Origin of the sequence: Kitasatospora sp. NPDC101183, assembly GCF_044767945.1 — a bacterium.
Lineage (GTDB): Bacteria > Actinomycetota > Actinomycetes > Streptomycetales > Streptomycetaceae > Kitasatospora.
In genome coordinates this window covers 39,077-53,176 of the sequence record NZ_JBIWOW010000020.1, presented here as the reverse complement: position 1 = coordinate 53,176, position 14,100 = coordinate 39,077, and the positions used below count along the sequence as shown (strand labels likewise).

Sequence of the window (14,100 nt, the reverse complement as noted above, 5' to 3'; positions counted from 1 at the left end):
AGGGCGCCACCGTCAACGACGGTGGCGCCCTTCGGCGTTGGCGACCGCTACGCGGAGGCCGGGGGGTACAGCTGCGGCGGGATCCGCTCCGCGGCGGCGCGGTCCAGCAGCCACAGGGTGCGGCTGCGCCCGTACGCGCCGGAGGCCGGGGCCTGGAGCTCGCCGGGGCCGGACAGGGCCAGCGCCACGGCGCCCGCCTTGTCCTCGCCGGCGGCCAGCAGCCAGACCTCGCGGGCCGCGCGGATCGCCGGGAGGGTGAGCGAGACCCGGGTCGGCGGGGGCTTGGGGGCCCCGCGCACGCCGACCACCGTCAGCTCCGTCTCCCGCACGCCCGGGTGCTCGGGGAAGAGCGAGGCGACGTGGGTGTCCGGGCCGACGCCGAGCAGCAGCACGTCGAAGGACGGGACGCCGATCCGGTCGCCCGGGCCGGCCGCCTTGGCCAGCTCCTCGGCGTAGCGGGCGGCCGCGGACTCCACGTCCGAGCCGTCCACCCCGTCCGAGGCGGGCATCTCGTGCACCCGCGCCGGGTCCAGCGGGACGGAGTCCAGCAGCTCGGCGCGGGCCTGGACGGCGTTGCGGTCCGGGTCGGCGGCGGGCACGAAGCGCTCGTCGCCCCACCAGAGGTCCAGGTGCGCCCAGTCGACCGCGTCGCGCGCCGGGGAGGCGGCGATCGCGGCCAGCAGGGCGTTGCCGTTGCGGCCGCCGGTGAGCACCACCGAGGCGGTGCCGCGGGCGGCCTGGGCGTCCACGATCCGGGTGATCAGCCGGGCCGCGGCCGCCTGGGCCATCAGCTCCTTGTCCCGGTGGACGACCAGCTGCGGGGTCGCGTTGGTCATGCGCTCCCCTTGGCGGCGCGCTTGCCGGCGGCCTTCTTGGCCGTCGCCTTCGCGGGTGCCTCCGGTGCCTCGGGGGCGACGGCGGCCGACTCGGCGGCCTCGACGGCCTCCGCGACGGCGTGGGCGACCTCCTGGGCGGCGACGGTCTCGGCGTTGGCCGGTTCGCGCAGCCGCTCGACGGGCGTGCGCACGGCCGTCGCGTAGATGTCGTCCGGGTCCAGGCGGCGCAGCTCCTCGGCGATCAGCTCCGAGGTCTCGCGGCGCTTGAGCGCCACCTGGCGGTCCGGCGAGCCGGGCATGGAGAGCGTGCCCAGCAGGCCGTCCGGGCGGTCCAGGGTGATGTCCCCGTCCTTGGTGCGCAGGTGCACCGCGGTGATGCCGGGGCCGCCGGTGACGACCCGCTCGACCGGCACGTGCAGCCGGTTGGTGAGCCAGAGGCCGAGCAGCTCGACGCTGGGGTTGTACGACTCGCCCTCGACCGCGGCGGAGACGATCTCGGCCGGGCGCTGGTCCAGCGCGGCGGCCAGCATCGAGCGCCAGCCGGTGACGCGGGTCCAGGCCAGGTCGGTGTCGCCCGGGGTGTAGCTCTGGGCCCGCTGCGCGAGCTGGCCCACCGGGGACTCCGCGGTGACGGCGTCGGTGATGCGGCGCTGCGCGAGCGAGCCCAGGGGGTCCTGGGCCGGGTGCAGCGGCGCGTTCTCCGGCCACCAGACGACGGTCGGGGCGTCCGGCAGCAGCAGCGGCAGGACCACCGACTGGGCATGCGCGACGAGTTCGCCGTGCATGCGCAGGATGACCGTTTCGCCGGAGCCGGCGTCGGAGCCGACGAGGATCTCCGCGTCCAGGCGGGTCTCGGCGCGGGCCCGGGGCGAGCGGCCGGCGCGCTTGATCACCGCGAGGGTGCGCATCGGGTGCTCGCGGGAGGCGTCGTTGGCGGCCTTGAGGGCGTCGTAGGCGCTGCCCTCGTCCGTCACGATCACCAGGGTGAGCACCATGCCGGCGGCGGTGGAGCCGCTGGTCCGGCGCGCCTCCATGAGCGCGGCGTTGATCTTGCTGGACGTGGTGTCGGTGAGGTCGATCTTCATGGCCGGCGCCAGCTCCTGCCGTCTCGTGCGAGCATCTCGTCCGCCTCGGAGGGGCCCCAGGTCCCCGCCGCGTACTGGGCGGGCTTGCCGTGGGTGTCCCAGTACCGCTCGATCGGGTCGAGGATCTGCCAGGACAGCTCGACCTCCTGGTGGCGGGGGAAGAGGTTGGCGTCGCCGAGCAGCACGTCGAGGATGAGCCGCTCGTACGCCTCCGGGCTGGACTCGGTGAAGGACTCGCCGTAGGCGAAGTCCATCGTGACGTCGCGGACCTCGAAGGAGGTGCCCGGCACCTTGGAACCGAAGCGCACCGTCACGCCCTCGTCCGGCTGGACCCGGATGACCAGGGCGTTCTGCCCGAGCTCCTCGGTCGCGTAGGAGTCGAAGGGCAGGTACGGGGCGCGCTGGAAGACGACCGCGATCTCGGTGACGCGGCGGCCGAGGCGCTTGCCGGTGCGCAGGTAGAACGGGACGCCCGCCCAGCGGCGGTTGTTGATCTCCAGCTTGATGGCCGCGAAGGTGTCGGTCTTGGACCCGGGGTCGATGCCGTCCTCGTCCAGGTAGCCCGGCACCTCCTCGCCGCCCTGCCAGCCGGCCGCGTACTGGCCGCGCACGGTGTGCCGGCCGAGGTCCGCCGGGAGCTTGACGGCGCTGAGCACCTTGAGCTTCTCGGCGACCAGCGCCTTCGGGTGGAAGGAGGCCGGCTCCTCGATGGCGGTGAGGGCCATCAGCTGGAGCAGGTGGTTCTGGATGACGTCGCGGGCCGAGCCGATGCCGTCGTAGTAGCCGGCGCGGCCGCCGATGCCGATGTCCTCGGCCATCGTGATCTGCACGTGGTCGACGTAGCTGCGGTTCCAGATCGGCTCGAACATCTGGTTGGCGAAGCGCAGCGCCAGGATGTTCTGGACCGTCTCCTTGCCCAGGTAGTGGTCGATCCGGAAGACCTCGTCACGCGGGAAGACCTCGTGGACGACCTTGTTGAGCTCCTGCGCGCTCTCCAGGTCGTGGCCGAAGGGCTTCTCGATGACCGCGCGGCGCCAGGAGCCCTGCGGAGGGTCGGCCAGGCCGTGCTTCTTGAGCTGCTGGACGACGGTGGGGAAGAACTTCGGCGGGACGGACAGGTAGAAGGCGAAGTTGCCGCCCGTGCCCTGGGCCTTGTCCAGCTCCTCGATGGTCTCGCGGAGCTTGTCGAAGGCCTCGTCGTCGTCGAAGGTTCCGTGGACGAACCGCATGCCCTTGGCGAGCTGCTGCCAGACCTCCTCCCGGAACGGCGTCCGGGCGTGGTCGCGGACGGCGTCGTGGACCTCCTTGGCGAAGTCCTCGTCGTCCCACTCGCGGCGGGCGAAGCCGACGAGGGAGAAGCCCGGCGGCAGCAGGCCGCGGTTGGCCAGGTCGTAGACGGCCGGCATGAGCTTCTTGCGGGAGAGGTCGCCGGTGACGCCGAAGATCACCAGACCGGACGGCCCCGCGATGCGCGGGAGCCGGCGGTCGGTGGGGTCGCGCAGGGGGTTGGCGGGCGCCGGCGGGGAGTCGCCCGCATCCGACTCGGCCGTCAACTCGGGGAAGTCAGTGCTCACTTGGTGTGCTCCACTTTCGTGCGGCGGATGTGTGAGCGGGAGTCACTTCGCGTCGGCGAAGGCGGCGAGCGAGGCGGTGACGGTGTCCAGCAGCTCCTGCCAGGACTGCTCGAACTTCTGGACGCCCTCGTCCTCCAGGACCTGGACGACGTCGTCGTAGTCCACGCCCGCGGCGGCCACGGCCTCCAACACGGCCTTGGCGTCGGCGTAGTTGGGGACGATGGTGTTGCCGGTGATCACGCCGTGGTCGCCGGTGGCCTCCAGGGTGGCCTCGGGCATGGTGTTCACGGTGCCGGGGGCGACCAGCTCGGTGACGTACAGGGTGTCCGGCAGGGCCGGGTCCTTGACGCCGGTCGAGGCCCACAGCGGGCGCTGCGGCTTGGCGCCGGCGGCCTCCAGGGCAGTCCAGCGGGCGCTGCCGGCCTTCTGGCCGTCCACGCTGCCGAAGACCGCCTCGTACGCCTCGTACGCCAGGCGGGCGTTGGCGAGGGCGGCCTTGCCGCGCAGCTCCTTGGCCTCGCCGCCGACGGCGTCCAGGCGCTTGTCGATCTCGGAGTCGACGCGGGAGACGAAGAAGGAGGCGACCGACTCGATCTGGGAGAGGTCGAGGCCCTTGGCCTTGGCGGCCTCCAGGCCGGTCAGGTAGGCGTCGATGACGGCCTTGTAGCGCTCCAGCGAGAAGATCAGCGTGACGTTGACGCTGATGCCCTTGCCGATGACCTCGCTGATGGCGGGCAGGCCGGCCTTGGTGGCGGGGATCTTGATGAAGACGTTGGGGCGGTCGACGAGCCACCACAGCTGCTTGGCCTCGGCCACGGTCGGGGCGGTCTCGTGGGCCAGGCGCGGGTCGACCTCGATGGAGACGCGGCCGTCGCGGCCGTTGGAGGCGTCGTAGACCGGGCGCAGCACGTCGGCGGCGTCGCGCACGTCCGAGGTGGTGATCATGCGGATCGCCTCGTCGGTGGTGACCTTGCGGACGGCGAGGTCGCGCAGCTGGCCGTCGTAGGAGTTGTCGCCGCTGCCGGCGATGGCCTTCTGGAAGATGGTCGGGTTGGTGGTGACGCCCACCACGTGCTTGTTCTGCACCAGCTCGGCCAGGTTGCCGGAGTTGAGCCGGGTGCGGCTCAGGTCGTCCAGCCAGATCGCAACGCCTTCGTCGCTGAGGCGCTTCAGTGCGTCAGTCATGGTGCTCAGTCCTTCTTCTTCTGCTGCAGTGTGGGGTGGTCCAGAGGGGGCCGGGCCCTCGACGTGCGGGTCGCGGGCCCGGCCGGGGGCACGTCAGCGGTTGACGGCTTCCAGGGAGCGCAGGGCGTTGTGGGCCTCGGCCACGACGCGCTCGGCGGTGATGCCGAACTCCTCGAACAGCACCTTGTAGTCGGCGGAGGCGCCGAAGTGCTCCAGGGAGACGATGCGGCCGTGGTCGCCGACCAGCTCGCGCCAGCCCTGGGCGATGCCGGCCTCGACGGAGACGCGGGCCTTCACCGACGGTGGCAGGACGCTGTCGCGGTAGGCCTGGTCCTGCTCCTGGAACCACTCGAAGGACGGGACGGAGACGACGCGGGTCGCGATGCCCTCGGCCTCCAGCACCTCGCGGGCCTGGACGGCCAGCTGCACCTCGGAGCCGGTGCCCAGCAGGATGACCTGCGGGTCCCCGGTGGAGGCCTCGGCCAGGACGTACGCGCCCTTGGCGGTGCCCTCGGCGGAGCCGAAGACCTCGCGGTCGAAGGTCGGGACGTTCTGGCGGGTCAGCGCCAGGCCGACCGGGCCCGGGTGGGTGGTCTGGCGCTCGACGACGGTGCGCCAGGCGACGGCCGTCTCGTTGGCGTCGGCCGGGCGGACCATGGACAGGCCCGGGATGGCGCGCAGCGAGGCCATGTGCTCGACCGGCTGGTGCGTCGGGCCGTCCTCGCCGAGGCCGATGGAGTCGTGCGTCCACACGTAGGTGACCGGCAGCTTCATCAGCGCGGCCAGGCGCACGGCCGGGCGCATGTAGTCGGCGAAGACCAGGAAGGTGCCGCCGTACACGCGGGTCTTCCCGTGCAGGGCGATGCCGTTCATCGTCGAGCCCATGGCGTGCTCGCGGATGCCGAAGTGGATCGTCCGGCCGTACGGGCTCGCCGACTTGAGCGGGTTGCCCTCGGGGAGGAAGGAGCTGCCCTCGTCGATCGTGGTGAGGTTGGACTCCGCGAGGTCGGCCGAGCCGCCCCACAGCTCCGGGATCACCGCGCCGAGCGCCTTGAGGGTCTCGCCGGAGGCCTTGCGGGTGGCGACGTCCTTGCCGGCGGGGAACGCCGGGACGGCCTTCTTCCAGCCCTCGGGCAGCTCGCCGGCCGAGATGCGGACGAACTCGGCGGCGCGCTGCGGGTTCGCGGCGCGCCAGGCGTCGAAGCCCTGCTGCCACTGGTCGCGGACGGCCTTGCCGCGGGTGATGACCTGGCGGGCGTGCTCGATGACCTGGTCGGAGACCTCGAAGGTCTTCTCCGGGTCGAAGCCGAGGACCTTCTTGGTGGCGGCGATCTCGGCGGCGCCGAGCGCGGAGCCGTGGGCCTTGGCGGTGTTCTGCGCGTCCGGGGCCGGCCAGGCGATGATCGTCCGCATCGCGATGATCGACGGGCGGGAGGTCTCGGCCTTGGCGGCGTCGAGCGCGGCGGCCAGGGCGGCCACGTCGATGTCGCCGTTGTCCTTCGGGGTGACGCGCTGGACGTGCCAGCCGTACGCCTCGTAGCGCTTGAGGACGTCCTCGGAGAAGGCGGTCTCGGTGTCGCCCTCGATGGAGATGTGGTTGTCGTCGTAGACGGCGACCAGGTTGCCCAGCTTCTGGTGACCGGCCAGCGAGGAGGCCTCGGCGGAGATGCCCTCCTCCAGGTCGCCGTCGGAGACGATCGCCCAGATGGTGTGGTCGAACGGGGACTCGCCGGCCGGGGCCTGCGGGTCGAAGAGACCGCGCTCGTAGCGGGCGGCCATCGCCATGCCGACCGCGTTGGCGATGCCCTGGCCGAGCGGGCCGGTGGTGGTCTCCACACCGGCGGTGTGGCCGTGCTCGGGGTGGCCCGGGGTGCGGCTGCCCGCGACGCGGAAGGCCTTCAGGTCGTCCAGCTCCAGGCCGTAGCCCGAGAGGTACAGCTGGGTGTACAGCGTCAGGCTGGTGTGCCCGGGGGAGAGGACGAAACGGTCGCGGCCGGCCCAGGAGGGGTCGGTCGGGTCGTGGCGCAGGAACCGCTGGAAGATCAGGTACGCGGCCGGGGCCAGCGACATGGCCGTCCCGGGGTGTCCGTTGCCGACCTTCTGAACCGCGTCCATGGCCAGGACACGGGCCGTGTCAACCGTGCGGTCATCCAGATCGGTCCACTCGAATGCGTTCGTCGGCGCAGTGCTCACCCTGTCTCAGGGCTCCTTCCATTGTGAAGAGTGACCCCGTGAATGGGGACCGGGTCGGCCACGGCGCTGTGGTCCCGACGCTGGGTGGTGCCGGTCACGGAGGGTAGATCCCGCTTCTGCCTGGGAGCCTACCGTCCGGGCCGCACTCACCCTCCGTGCTGAGACAACCGGGCTTTTCGCACCGCCATTCCCACTGGGGCGGTCTGTCCGATTCTGTCCCAGGCGCTCCCGGTTCGCCGGTCATCGGCGTCCCGCTGGGCGGGACGCGTCCGCGGGGCCCGGGTGGGGCCCGGGTGGTGCCCCGGAAGGGGCCCTGGGCGGGGCCCCGGCGGTGGGGTGGCAGGGCCTTCACCCGGACGGTTCACGGGCGGGTGATCGTCGCGCCTCGCCGGGGACCCCGGGGCCGGAAGGGATATATGGAGCGTCTAAGGTGGCGTGGTACGCGCAGAGCGGACGATTCGGGACCCATCGTTCCTGTGGACGCCTGCGAAGATTCATCTTCAGTTGGGGTGTTAGTGACCGCCGTCGAAACCCGTCCCGCCGGGGTCACCGGGGCGACTCCTGGACACCGGCCGATCGGGGCCCGTGTCGGCGCCTTCGTCGCACTGACCAAGCCGCGGATCATCGAGCTGCTCCTGATGAGCACCGTGCCGGTCATGTTCCTCGCCCAGCAGGGCGTCCCGGACATGTGGCTGGTCGCCAAGGTCGTGATCGGCGGCTACCTCTCGGCGGGCGGCGCCAACGCCCTCAACATGTACATCGACCGGGACATCGACGCGCTGATGACCCGCACCGAGCGGCGGCCGATCGTCACCGGGATGGTCTCGCCGCGCGAGGCCCTGGTGTTCGGCGTGACGCTCGCCGTCGTCTCGACCCTGATCCTGGGCTACGGCGTCAACTGGCTCTCGTCCGGGCTGGCGCTGGGCGCGCTGCTGTTCTACGTGTTCGTCTACACGCTGGGCCTCAAGCGGCGCACCTCGCAGAACATCGTCTGGGGCGGCATCGCGGGCTGCATGCCGGTGCTGATCGGCTGGTCCTCCGTCACCAACTCGATGTCCTGGGCGGCGGTGGCGCTGTTCCTCGTCGTCTTCTTCTGGACGCCGCCGCACACCTGGGTGCTCTCGATGAAGGTCCGCGAGGACTACGAGCGCGCCGGCGTGCCGATGCTGCCGGTCGTCAAGGGCAACGTCGCGGTCGGCAAGCAGGTCGTCGCGTACTCCTGGGTGATGGTCGCGACCTCGCTGGCGGTCTGGCCGCTGGGCCACATGAGCTGGCTCTACCCGGTCGTCGCGGTCGTCCTCGGCGCGGCCTGGCTGCGCGAGGCGCACGCCCTGTACGGGCGGGCGAAGGCCGGGGTCGTGGGCGCCAAGCTCAAGGAGATGCGGCTGTTCCACTGGTCGATCACGTACCTGTCGCTGCTGTTCGTGGCGTGCGCGGTCGACCCGTTCCTGAAGTAGAGCCTGCCGTTCGTAGCTTGTGGAAGGAGCCCCGGTCCTGGCGGACCGGGGCTCCTTCGTTGTTGCGTTCAGCGACTGGGCAGGTCTCCGCCCCGCTCCCGGCGCAGGCGGAAGACGTCGGCCATGGTGCCGGTGGGCATGGTGCCGGCGCGGGCCGAGGCGATGACGCGGTCCTGCTCGGGGTCGGCGTCCATCTCCGCCTCGCACCACCAGCGGTTCAGGACCTGCTCGACCCGGTCGATCGGGGCCTGGCCGAGCTCGCGGTAGAAGGCCATGCGGTGAGCGCCGGTGAGCGCCTCGGCGATGCCGTCCGGCGTTCGGGGCACGCGCGGTTGCTGTTCCGGATGGTGTGCGGGTTGGACGCTCATCAGATCCTCCTGCTGCTCGGCACCACCGTAGCGGCTGGGGACGCCCCTTCCGCCCTCACCAGCCGGGCAGTTCGGACGGGCCGACGTGGCCGTCGAGCCAGTCCCGGAGCGGTTGGGAGGCGTGCAGGAAGGTGGTGATCCGGGTGGACGCGGCGGGGGTGCCCAGCCACTTGGCGGGCTCCCACTCCTGCCAGGCGACCAGGCCCTTGTGGCGGAGCAGCGCGATGCGGGGGTGGTCCTTGGAGTAGCCGCGCGGGGCGGACTTGAGGGAGTCGCGGCCGTGGACGGTCGGGCCCTGCTCCTCCAGTGCCGCGATCACCCGCTCCAGCTCGGCCCCGCTCACGTCCTCGGCGACGGCGGCGCGGTAGCGGTCCAGCTGGTCGGCGGCGAGGTGGTAGAAGCCGTTGGCGCAGGCGAGGCCGTCGGCGGAGAACTGGATGTAGCCGCCGGACTCCAGGGTCGCGCCGATCTGCGTCTTGTACGGGGCCTTGTCGGCGCTGAAGCGGACGTCGCGGTTGGGGCGGAAGACCTTCCCCGGCCCGAACTCCGGCTCCAGCTCGGCGAGCAGCGCCTCCATCGGGGCCCGTACGAGGTCGTCGTACTGCCCCTTGTGGGCGTGCCAGAACGTCTTTGAGTTGTCGGCCTCCAGACGCTCGTAGAAGTCGAGCGCCTCGGTCGGCCAGCCTTTGAAGGTCACCCCTCCAGTATGTGTCCCGGTGCACAGGGCGCTCCCGTCGCCAGCTCGACTACCGCTCGGTAGCATGCGGGCATGAGCAGCGCAGAGACCGCCACCGCCGCCGCGTCGGACGCCCGCACCGAGCGCCGTGCCAAGCGCATCGCCAAGCACCTGACCGCCTTCGCTCGCGAGCACGGCGGCGGCGACGCCGTCGTCGAGTACGTCGGGAGCGTGGCCACCCGCATCGTCGTCGTCGGCGCCGACGGCGCCTGGGGCGACCAGGTCGCCCCCAGCTACGCCGTCGGCAAGCGCGCCGCCGAACTCGCCGGGCTGACCCTGCACGACAACTTCGAGGGCGAGCTGGGGCTCAAGGTCAAGACCGGGCCGTACGAGTGGAAGCGCATGGCGGGCATCCAGATCTGAGCCCGTTACGCGCTGTCCGGCCCGGTTCCCTCAAGCGGGGGAACCGGGCCGTTCACGTTCTCCGGGCCGCCGGGCCGGCGGAACCCGTGCCTAGGGTTCGAGGCGGTGCGGGCCCCGGAAGAGGAAGGTGGCCTCGCGGATCGAGGGCAGGCCGAGGGCGAGCATGAGGAGTCGGCCCAGCCCGAGGCCGAAGCCGCCGTGCGGCGGGGTGCCGTAGCGGAAGCAGTCGAGGTAGCCGGCCAGGGGCCCGGTGTCCATGCCCTTCTCCCGGGCCTGCCCGACCAGGTGGTCGTAGCGGTGCTCGCGCTGGGCGCCCGTGGTGATCTCCACGCCCTTCCACAGCAGGTCGAAGGACTCGGTGACGGTCGGGTCGCCCTCCGGCCGCAGGTGGTAGAACGGCCGGACGGAGGCCGGGAACCGGGTGACGAAGACGAACTCGTGCCCGGTCCGTTCGGCGACCAGCGTGCACAGAGCTCGCTCGCCCTCGGGGTCGAGGTCGTCCTTGACGCCCTCCGGGTCCCACCCGGTGGCTCGGAGCGCGGTCAGGGCGTCGGCCATTGTGATCCGGGGGAACGGCAGCTCAGGGACGACGACCCGGGTGCCGAAGTGCTCGGTGATCGCGCCGCCGTGGCGCTCTGCCACGGCGGAGAGGACGCGGTGGAGCATCCGTTCCTCGAAAGCCATCACGTCTTCGACGCCGTCGATCCACGCGATCTCGACATCGACGCCGGTGAACTCGGTGGCGTGCCGGGAGGTGAAGGACGGCTCGGCGCGGAACACCGGCCCGATCTCGAAGACCTTGTCGATGCCGCCGGCGATGGCCATCTGCTTGTAGAACTGGGGGGATTGGGCGAGGTAGGCGGTCCGGTCGAAGTAGCCGACCTCGAAGACCTCGGAGCCCGACTCGGAGGCGGTGCCCATGAGCTTGGGGGTGTGCAGTTCGGTGAACCCCTCCTCGGCCGCGACCTCGCGCATCGCCTGCTCGACGGTCGTCTGGACGTCGAAGACGAGGTGCTGGGAGGGGCGTCGGATGTCGAGGAAGCGCCAGTCCAGGCGCTGGTCGAGCCCGGTGTTCTCGTCGATCGGCAGCTTGGGCTCGGCGGGTGAGACGATCTCGACGTGCTCCGGGAGGATCTCCAGACCACCGAGCTTCACCTGCGCGTTCTCGACCACCTTGCCGGTGATCTTCACGGCGGACTCGACCGTCACCCGCTCGAAGGCGGCCTCGATGACGTCGTCCTCGCCGCCGCGCAGGTGGGTCACCTGGGCGAGGCCGGTGTGGTCCCGGACCAGAACGAACTGGATGCGCCGCTGCAGTCGGAGCGTGTTCACCCAGCCGTAGACGGTGACCGTCTCGTCGAGGTGGGATCGGAGGTCTCCGACGAGGGTGCGCGTCATGGCTGGCAACTCCCTGGTTGCGGGCGCGTTGGTCGCGCCAAGTACGACGAGCGGTAGACGGCCGCCCGGGGGACGCGCTCACCCTAGCGGGTCGGGTCGCTCCGGGTCGCCGCGATTTCTCCCCACGTGACCAGGCCAGGCTGAAGGCGCCGGGGGAGACCGGGAGTTGGTTCCTACGTTGACACTGCTCGGGTGGCGTTGAGGCGGCATTGGGTGAGGGCGTGGGTGAGGCGGGGGTCGGGGTTGGGTGTGGTGAGGAGGAGTTCGCCGGCGTGGGTGAGGGCGGTCCAGTAGTGGTGGGGGTTGGTGGTGGTGAGGTGTGAGCCCAGCCGCTCCCGCCATTCGATGGCTCCACCCAGGGGGCGGAGCCATCGAATGGCCTGCGCAGGAAGTCGGTTGGGCCGATTTCCTGCGCCTATGGGGCGGCCGCTCGTGCTGCTTTGAGGCGGATTCCTCGCAGCGGACCTGCACCCCCTGGGCCGCTCGCCGATGGGTCAGAAAGGGGGTACGAGATTGCCGCGGCCGTCGCTGCGCGGCCCGTAGTCCTGGGGCTCTTCCTGGAAGGGTTCGACGCCGGTGACGTCGTACCCCCATGCTTCGAGGGCTCTCCGGGCAACGCGCCGGTTGAAGGTGTCGCCGTCGGCGTCCAGGATGCGGCGCGCGTGCACGGCGAGGTGGTCGCGATGCCGGGCGAGTGCGGAGTGTTCGGCGAGGACGAGCGCGGCGACGCCGGCGGCTTCGCGGACGTCCTCGTGGCCGTTGTGGAGGAAGGGCGCGACGGACCGGTAGAGCATCGGACGCAGGCCCCGGAAGGCTGCCACCGTGGTGCCGTGGGCGAAGCCCGGGGCGTACGGCTCGATACGGTCGACGACCTCGGCGGAGGCGTTGTACGCCGTGGACGCCAGCCAGGCCAACAGCGTCGCGCGGACGGGGACGTTGCGGTACGGCCGGAGGGTCATGGCCGCCGGGTGGGCGAGGATCCCGGCGACGTACAGGGCGACGGGGGCGGTGGCCTCGTAGACGGTGCCCTGGTGGCGGACCAGCTCCGTCAGTTGCGACAGAGCGGCGACCTGCACCGTGGGATCAGGCTCCAGCAACCGCGCCAGGACATCGGGAAGGCGTTCACCAGTCCCGAACGCCGTCTGGAGCGAACCCCAGTCGGTCTCCGCCAGGACCACTTGGTAGGGCGGCAAGTCAGGCTCGTGGTTCACAGGCCGAACCTAGACGAGACTTCTGACACGGTTCCTGCCAGGTCGGTTCGAAGCCGTTGTCATTCCGAGGGTGATGGCTGCGTTTGCGTTGGTCAGGCAGAGGGCTGGTGTTTCGGTGGCGGGGACGAGGTGTTGTGTCGTCTCTGTGGTGGAGGTGCCGGTTCACCAAAGTGGCCGGCGGCGAGGAGGTGCGGGGGCTGCCTCGCGGGGGAGCCTCTGACCTTCTACTGCCCGGAAACGACTTCTGGCTGTTCGACGGCAGGATCGTCCAGTTCAACGTCTTCGACGGCGACGGCCGGTGGGTGCACACGGACGAGAGTGACGATCCCGATGTGGCAAGGAGTTGCGCGGCAGCCTTCGACGCCGTGTGGGAGCGGGCTGTGCCTCACGAGGCGTACAGCATCGCCGAGTAGTCACCGCTGTCGGCCAGTAGGGAGTTCTGCCGATCAGTGCCGCATGCCGCTCGGTCGGCCGCGCGGTGCGCGGCCGACCCCGGGGCGGGCACCCGCCGATAGGCGGGTGGGGGGCGGATGGTGGGGAACGGTGGGGGAACTGTTCCACGGAGCGGTTGATGCGCGGGTGTTCACAACATGGCGAAGGCCCCCGCACCGGGTGGGATGCGGGGGCCTTCGGGGTGGTCAGGCTGCGGCGGGTTCGAGGGTGCGTGCGGCCGGGACGTCGACGATGGCGCGGGTGCGGAGCGCCAGGGGGATGCGGAGGGCGGCGATCCAGGTGAGGGAGGCCAGGAGCATGTGGAGGCCGACCATCAGCTCGGGGGCGTCGGTGAAGTACTGGATGAAGCCGAGGACGCCCTGGAGGAGGAGGACGACGAGGAGTTCCTTGGCGCGGGCCTTGGCCGGTTCGGGGGCCTTGACGGCGGCGAGGACGAAGAGGACGGCGATCGACAGGCCGACGGCGATGAAGGCGAAGTCGGCGTGGAACTGCGCGAGGCGGTCGTAGTCGATCGGGATGCGCGGGACGATCTTGTTGTCCTTGGGGGTGCCCGGGTGGTGGCCGGCGCCGGTGACGAGGGTGCCGGCGGCGACGAGGAGGCCGATCACGGTGACCAGGACGTAGGAGAGCTGGTGGATCGGGCGGGCCACGGCGAGCTTCGCGGGGCCGTCACCTTCCTTCGAGCGCTCCCACATGAGGAGGGCGACCCAGACCAGGCCCATCGCGGCGATCATGTGCAGCGCGACGGTGTACGGGTTGAGGCCGGTCAGGACGGTGATGCCGCCGAGGACGGCGTTGCTCATCACCAGCCAGAACTGGGCCCAGCCGAGCTTCGTCAGGCTGCGGCGCCAGGGGCGGTGGGAGCGGGCGGCGAGGATGGCCCAGCCGACGGCCGCGCTCAGCACGTAGGTGAGCATCCGGTTGGTGAACTCGACGATGCCGTGGAAGCCCATTTCGGCGGTCGGGGTCAGGCTGTCGTCGGTGCAGCGCGGCCAGGTGGTGCAGCCGAGGCCGGAGGCGGTGAGGCGGACGGCGCCGCCGGTGACGACGATGACCACGCTCATCACCAGTGCGGCGAACGCGGCGCGCCGGACCATCTCGGCGGAGGGCTGCCAGCGCTCGGCGAGCAGGGAGAAGGGGTTCATCACGGGGTCAATCGTAGGTGGCCTTACAGCCGATCTCGGCGCGGGGCACGGCCGCGAGAGAGCGGGAGGAGGGTCGAAGACGTTACCCAGGGGTAC

At 71.3% G+C, this 14,100-nt stretch carries 13 protein-coding genes; 3 read left to right on the top strand and 10 right to left on the bottom strand.

Annotation, left to right across the window (positions count from 1 at the left end):
• Positions 1 to 47: 47 nt before the first annotated feature.
• The 5 genes from pgl to tkt form a co-directional block, all read right to left on the bottom strand.
• Positions 48 to 836, bottom strand: coding sequence for a 6-phosphogluconolactonase (gene pgl, locus ACIRRS_RS26670; RefSeq protein WP_402975650.1), 789 nt, complete (start codon positions 834 to 836; stop codon positions 48 to 50).
• Complete coding sequence (gene opcA / locus ACIRRS_RS26665; RefSeq protein WP_402975648.1) at positions 833 to 1,921, bottom strand: glucose-6-phosphate dehydrogenase assembly protein OpcA; 1,089 nt, start codon at positions 1,919 to 1,921, stop codon at positions 833 to 835. The genes pgl and opcA overlap by 4 nt, the downstream gene beginning before the upstream one ends.
• Positions 1,918 to 3,474 (bottom strand): glucose-6-phosphate dehydrogenase, encoded by a 1,557-nt coding sequence (gene zwf, locus ACIRRS_RS26660; RefSeq protein WP_402975794.1) that lies wholly within the window; start codon positions 3,472 to 3,474, stop codon positions 1,918 to 1,920. The genes opcA and zwf overlap by 4 nt, the downstream gene beginning before the upstream one ends.
• A 63-nt stretch (positions 3,475 to 3,537) precedes the next feature.
• Positions 3,538 to 4,680, bottom strand: a complete 1,143-nt coding sequence (tal, locus tag ACIRRS_RS26655) for a transaldolase (protein ID WP_402975646.1) — start codon at positions 4,678 to 4,680, stop codon at positions 3,538 to 3,540.
• Positions 4,681 to 4,773: 93 nt separating this feature from the next.
• Entirely contained in the window at positions 4,774 to 6,873 is a 2,100-nt protein-coding gene (gene tkt / locus ACIRRS_RS26650; protein WP_402975644.1) for a transketolase, read from the bottom strand.
• 515 nt (positions 6,874 to 7,388) lie between these two features.
• On the opposite strand from tkt, the gene ACIRRS_RS26645 reads away from it, so the two are divergent.
• The gene (locus ACIRRS_RS26645) at positions 7,389 to 8,330 is read left to right on the top strand and encodes a heme o synthase (RefSeq protein ID WP_402975643.1); all 942 of its coding nucleotides are present in this window, start codon (positions 7,389 to 7,391) and stop codon (positions 8,328 to 8,330) included.
• Positions 8,331 to 8,398: 68 nt separating this feature from the next.
• Here ACIRRS_RS26645 and ACIRRS_RS26640 read toward each other — a convergent pair whose 3' ends face one another.
• Both ACIRRS_RS26640 and ACIRRS_RS26635 read right to left on the bottom strand, forming a co-directional pair.
• Positions 8,399 to 8,656, bottom strand: coding sequence for a hypothetical protein (locus ACIRRS_RS26640; protein WP_402975641.1), 258 nt, complete (start codon positions 8,654 to 8,656; stop codon positions 8,399 to 8,401).
• Positions 8,657 to 8,753: 97 nt separating this feature from the next.
• A complete protein-coding gene (locus ACIRRS_RS26635) occupies positions 8,754 to 9,395 on the bottom strand; it encodes a DUF2461 domain-containing protein (protein ID WP_402975640.1) in 642 nt (213 codons plus the stop codon).
• Positions 9,396 to 9,467: 72 nt separating this feature from the next.
• Between ACIRRS_RS26635 and ACIRRS_RS26630 the strand changes: the two genes are divergently transcribed.
• Positions 9,468 to 9,797, top strand: a complete 330-nt coding sequence (locus tag ACIRRS_RS26630) for a hypothetical protein (RefSeq protein WP_402975638.1) — start codon at positions 9,468 to 9,470, stop codon at positions 9,795 to 9,797.
• 90 nt (positions 9,798 to 9,887) lie between these two features.
• Here the strand turns inward: ACIRRS_RS26630 and aspS are convergent, their stop codons facing one another.
• A complete protein-coding gene (gene aspS / locus ACIRRS_RS26625; RefSeq protein WP_402975637.1) occupies positions 9,888 to 11,195 on the bottom strand; it encodes an aspartate--tRNA(Asn) ligase in 1,308 nt (435 codons plus the stop codon).
• 494 nt (positions 11,196 to 11,689) lie between these two features.
• Positions 11,690 to 12,271, bottom strand: coding sequence for a hypothetical protein (locus ACIRRS_RS26620; protein WP_402975635.1), 582 nt, complete (start codon positions 12,269 to 12,271; stop codon positions 11,690 to 11,692).
• Positions 12,272 to 12,540: 269 nt separating this feature from the next.
• Between ACIRRS_RS26620 and ACIRRS_RS26615 the strand changes: the two genes are divergently transcribed.
• The gene (locus ACIRRS_RS26615) at positions 12,541 to 12,819 is read left to right on the top strand and encodes a DUF6879 family protein (protein ID WP_402975633.1); all 279 of its coding nucleotides are present in this window, start codon (positions 12,541 to 12,543) and stop codon (positions 12,817 to 12,819) included.
• Between the two features lie 225 nt (positions 12,820 to 13,044).
• On the opposite strand, the gene ACIRRS_RS26610 is transcribed toward ACIRRS_RS26615, so the two are convergent.
• The gene (locus tag ACIRRS_RS26610) at positions 13,045 to 14,004 is read right to left on the bottom strand and encodes a heme A synthase (protein ID WP_402975792.1); all 960 of its coding nucleotides are present in this window, start codon (positions 14,002 to 14,004) and stop codon (positions 13,045 to 13,047) included.
• Positions 14,005 to 14,100: the final 96 nt, after the last annotated feature.

Bases quoted from the DNA above. Each gene is read 5' to 3' on its own strand.
- pgl (WP_402975650.1), bottom strand. From the start codon at position 836: ATGACCAACGCGACCCCGCAGCTGGTCGTCCACCGGGACAAGGAGCTG.
- tal (WP_402975646.1), bottom strand. From the start codon at position 4,680: ATGACTGACGCACTGAAGCGCCTCAGCGACGAAGGCGTTGCGATCTGG.
- opcA (WP_402975648.1), bottom strand. From the start codon at position 1,921: ATGAAGATCGACCTCACCGACACCACGTCCAGCAAGATCAACGCCGCG.
- ACIRRS_RS26630 (WP_402975638.1), top strand. From the start codon at position 9,468: ATGAGCAGCGCAGAGACCGCCACCGCCGCCGCGTCGGACGCCCGCACC.
- ACIRRS_RS26610 (WP_402975792.1), bottom strand. From the start codon at position 14,004: ATGAACCCCTTCTCCCTGCTCGCCGAGCGCTGGCAGCCCTCCGCCGAG.
- aspS (WP_402975637.1), bottom strand. From the start codon at position 11,195: ATGACGCGCACCCTCGTCGGAGACCTCCGATCCCACCTCGACGAGACG.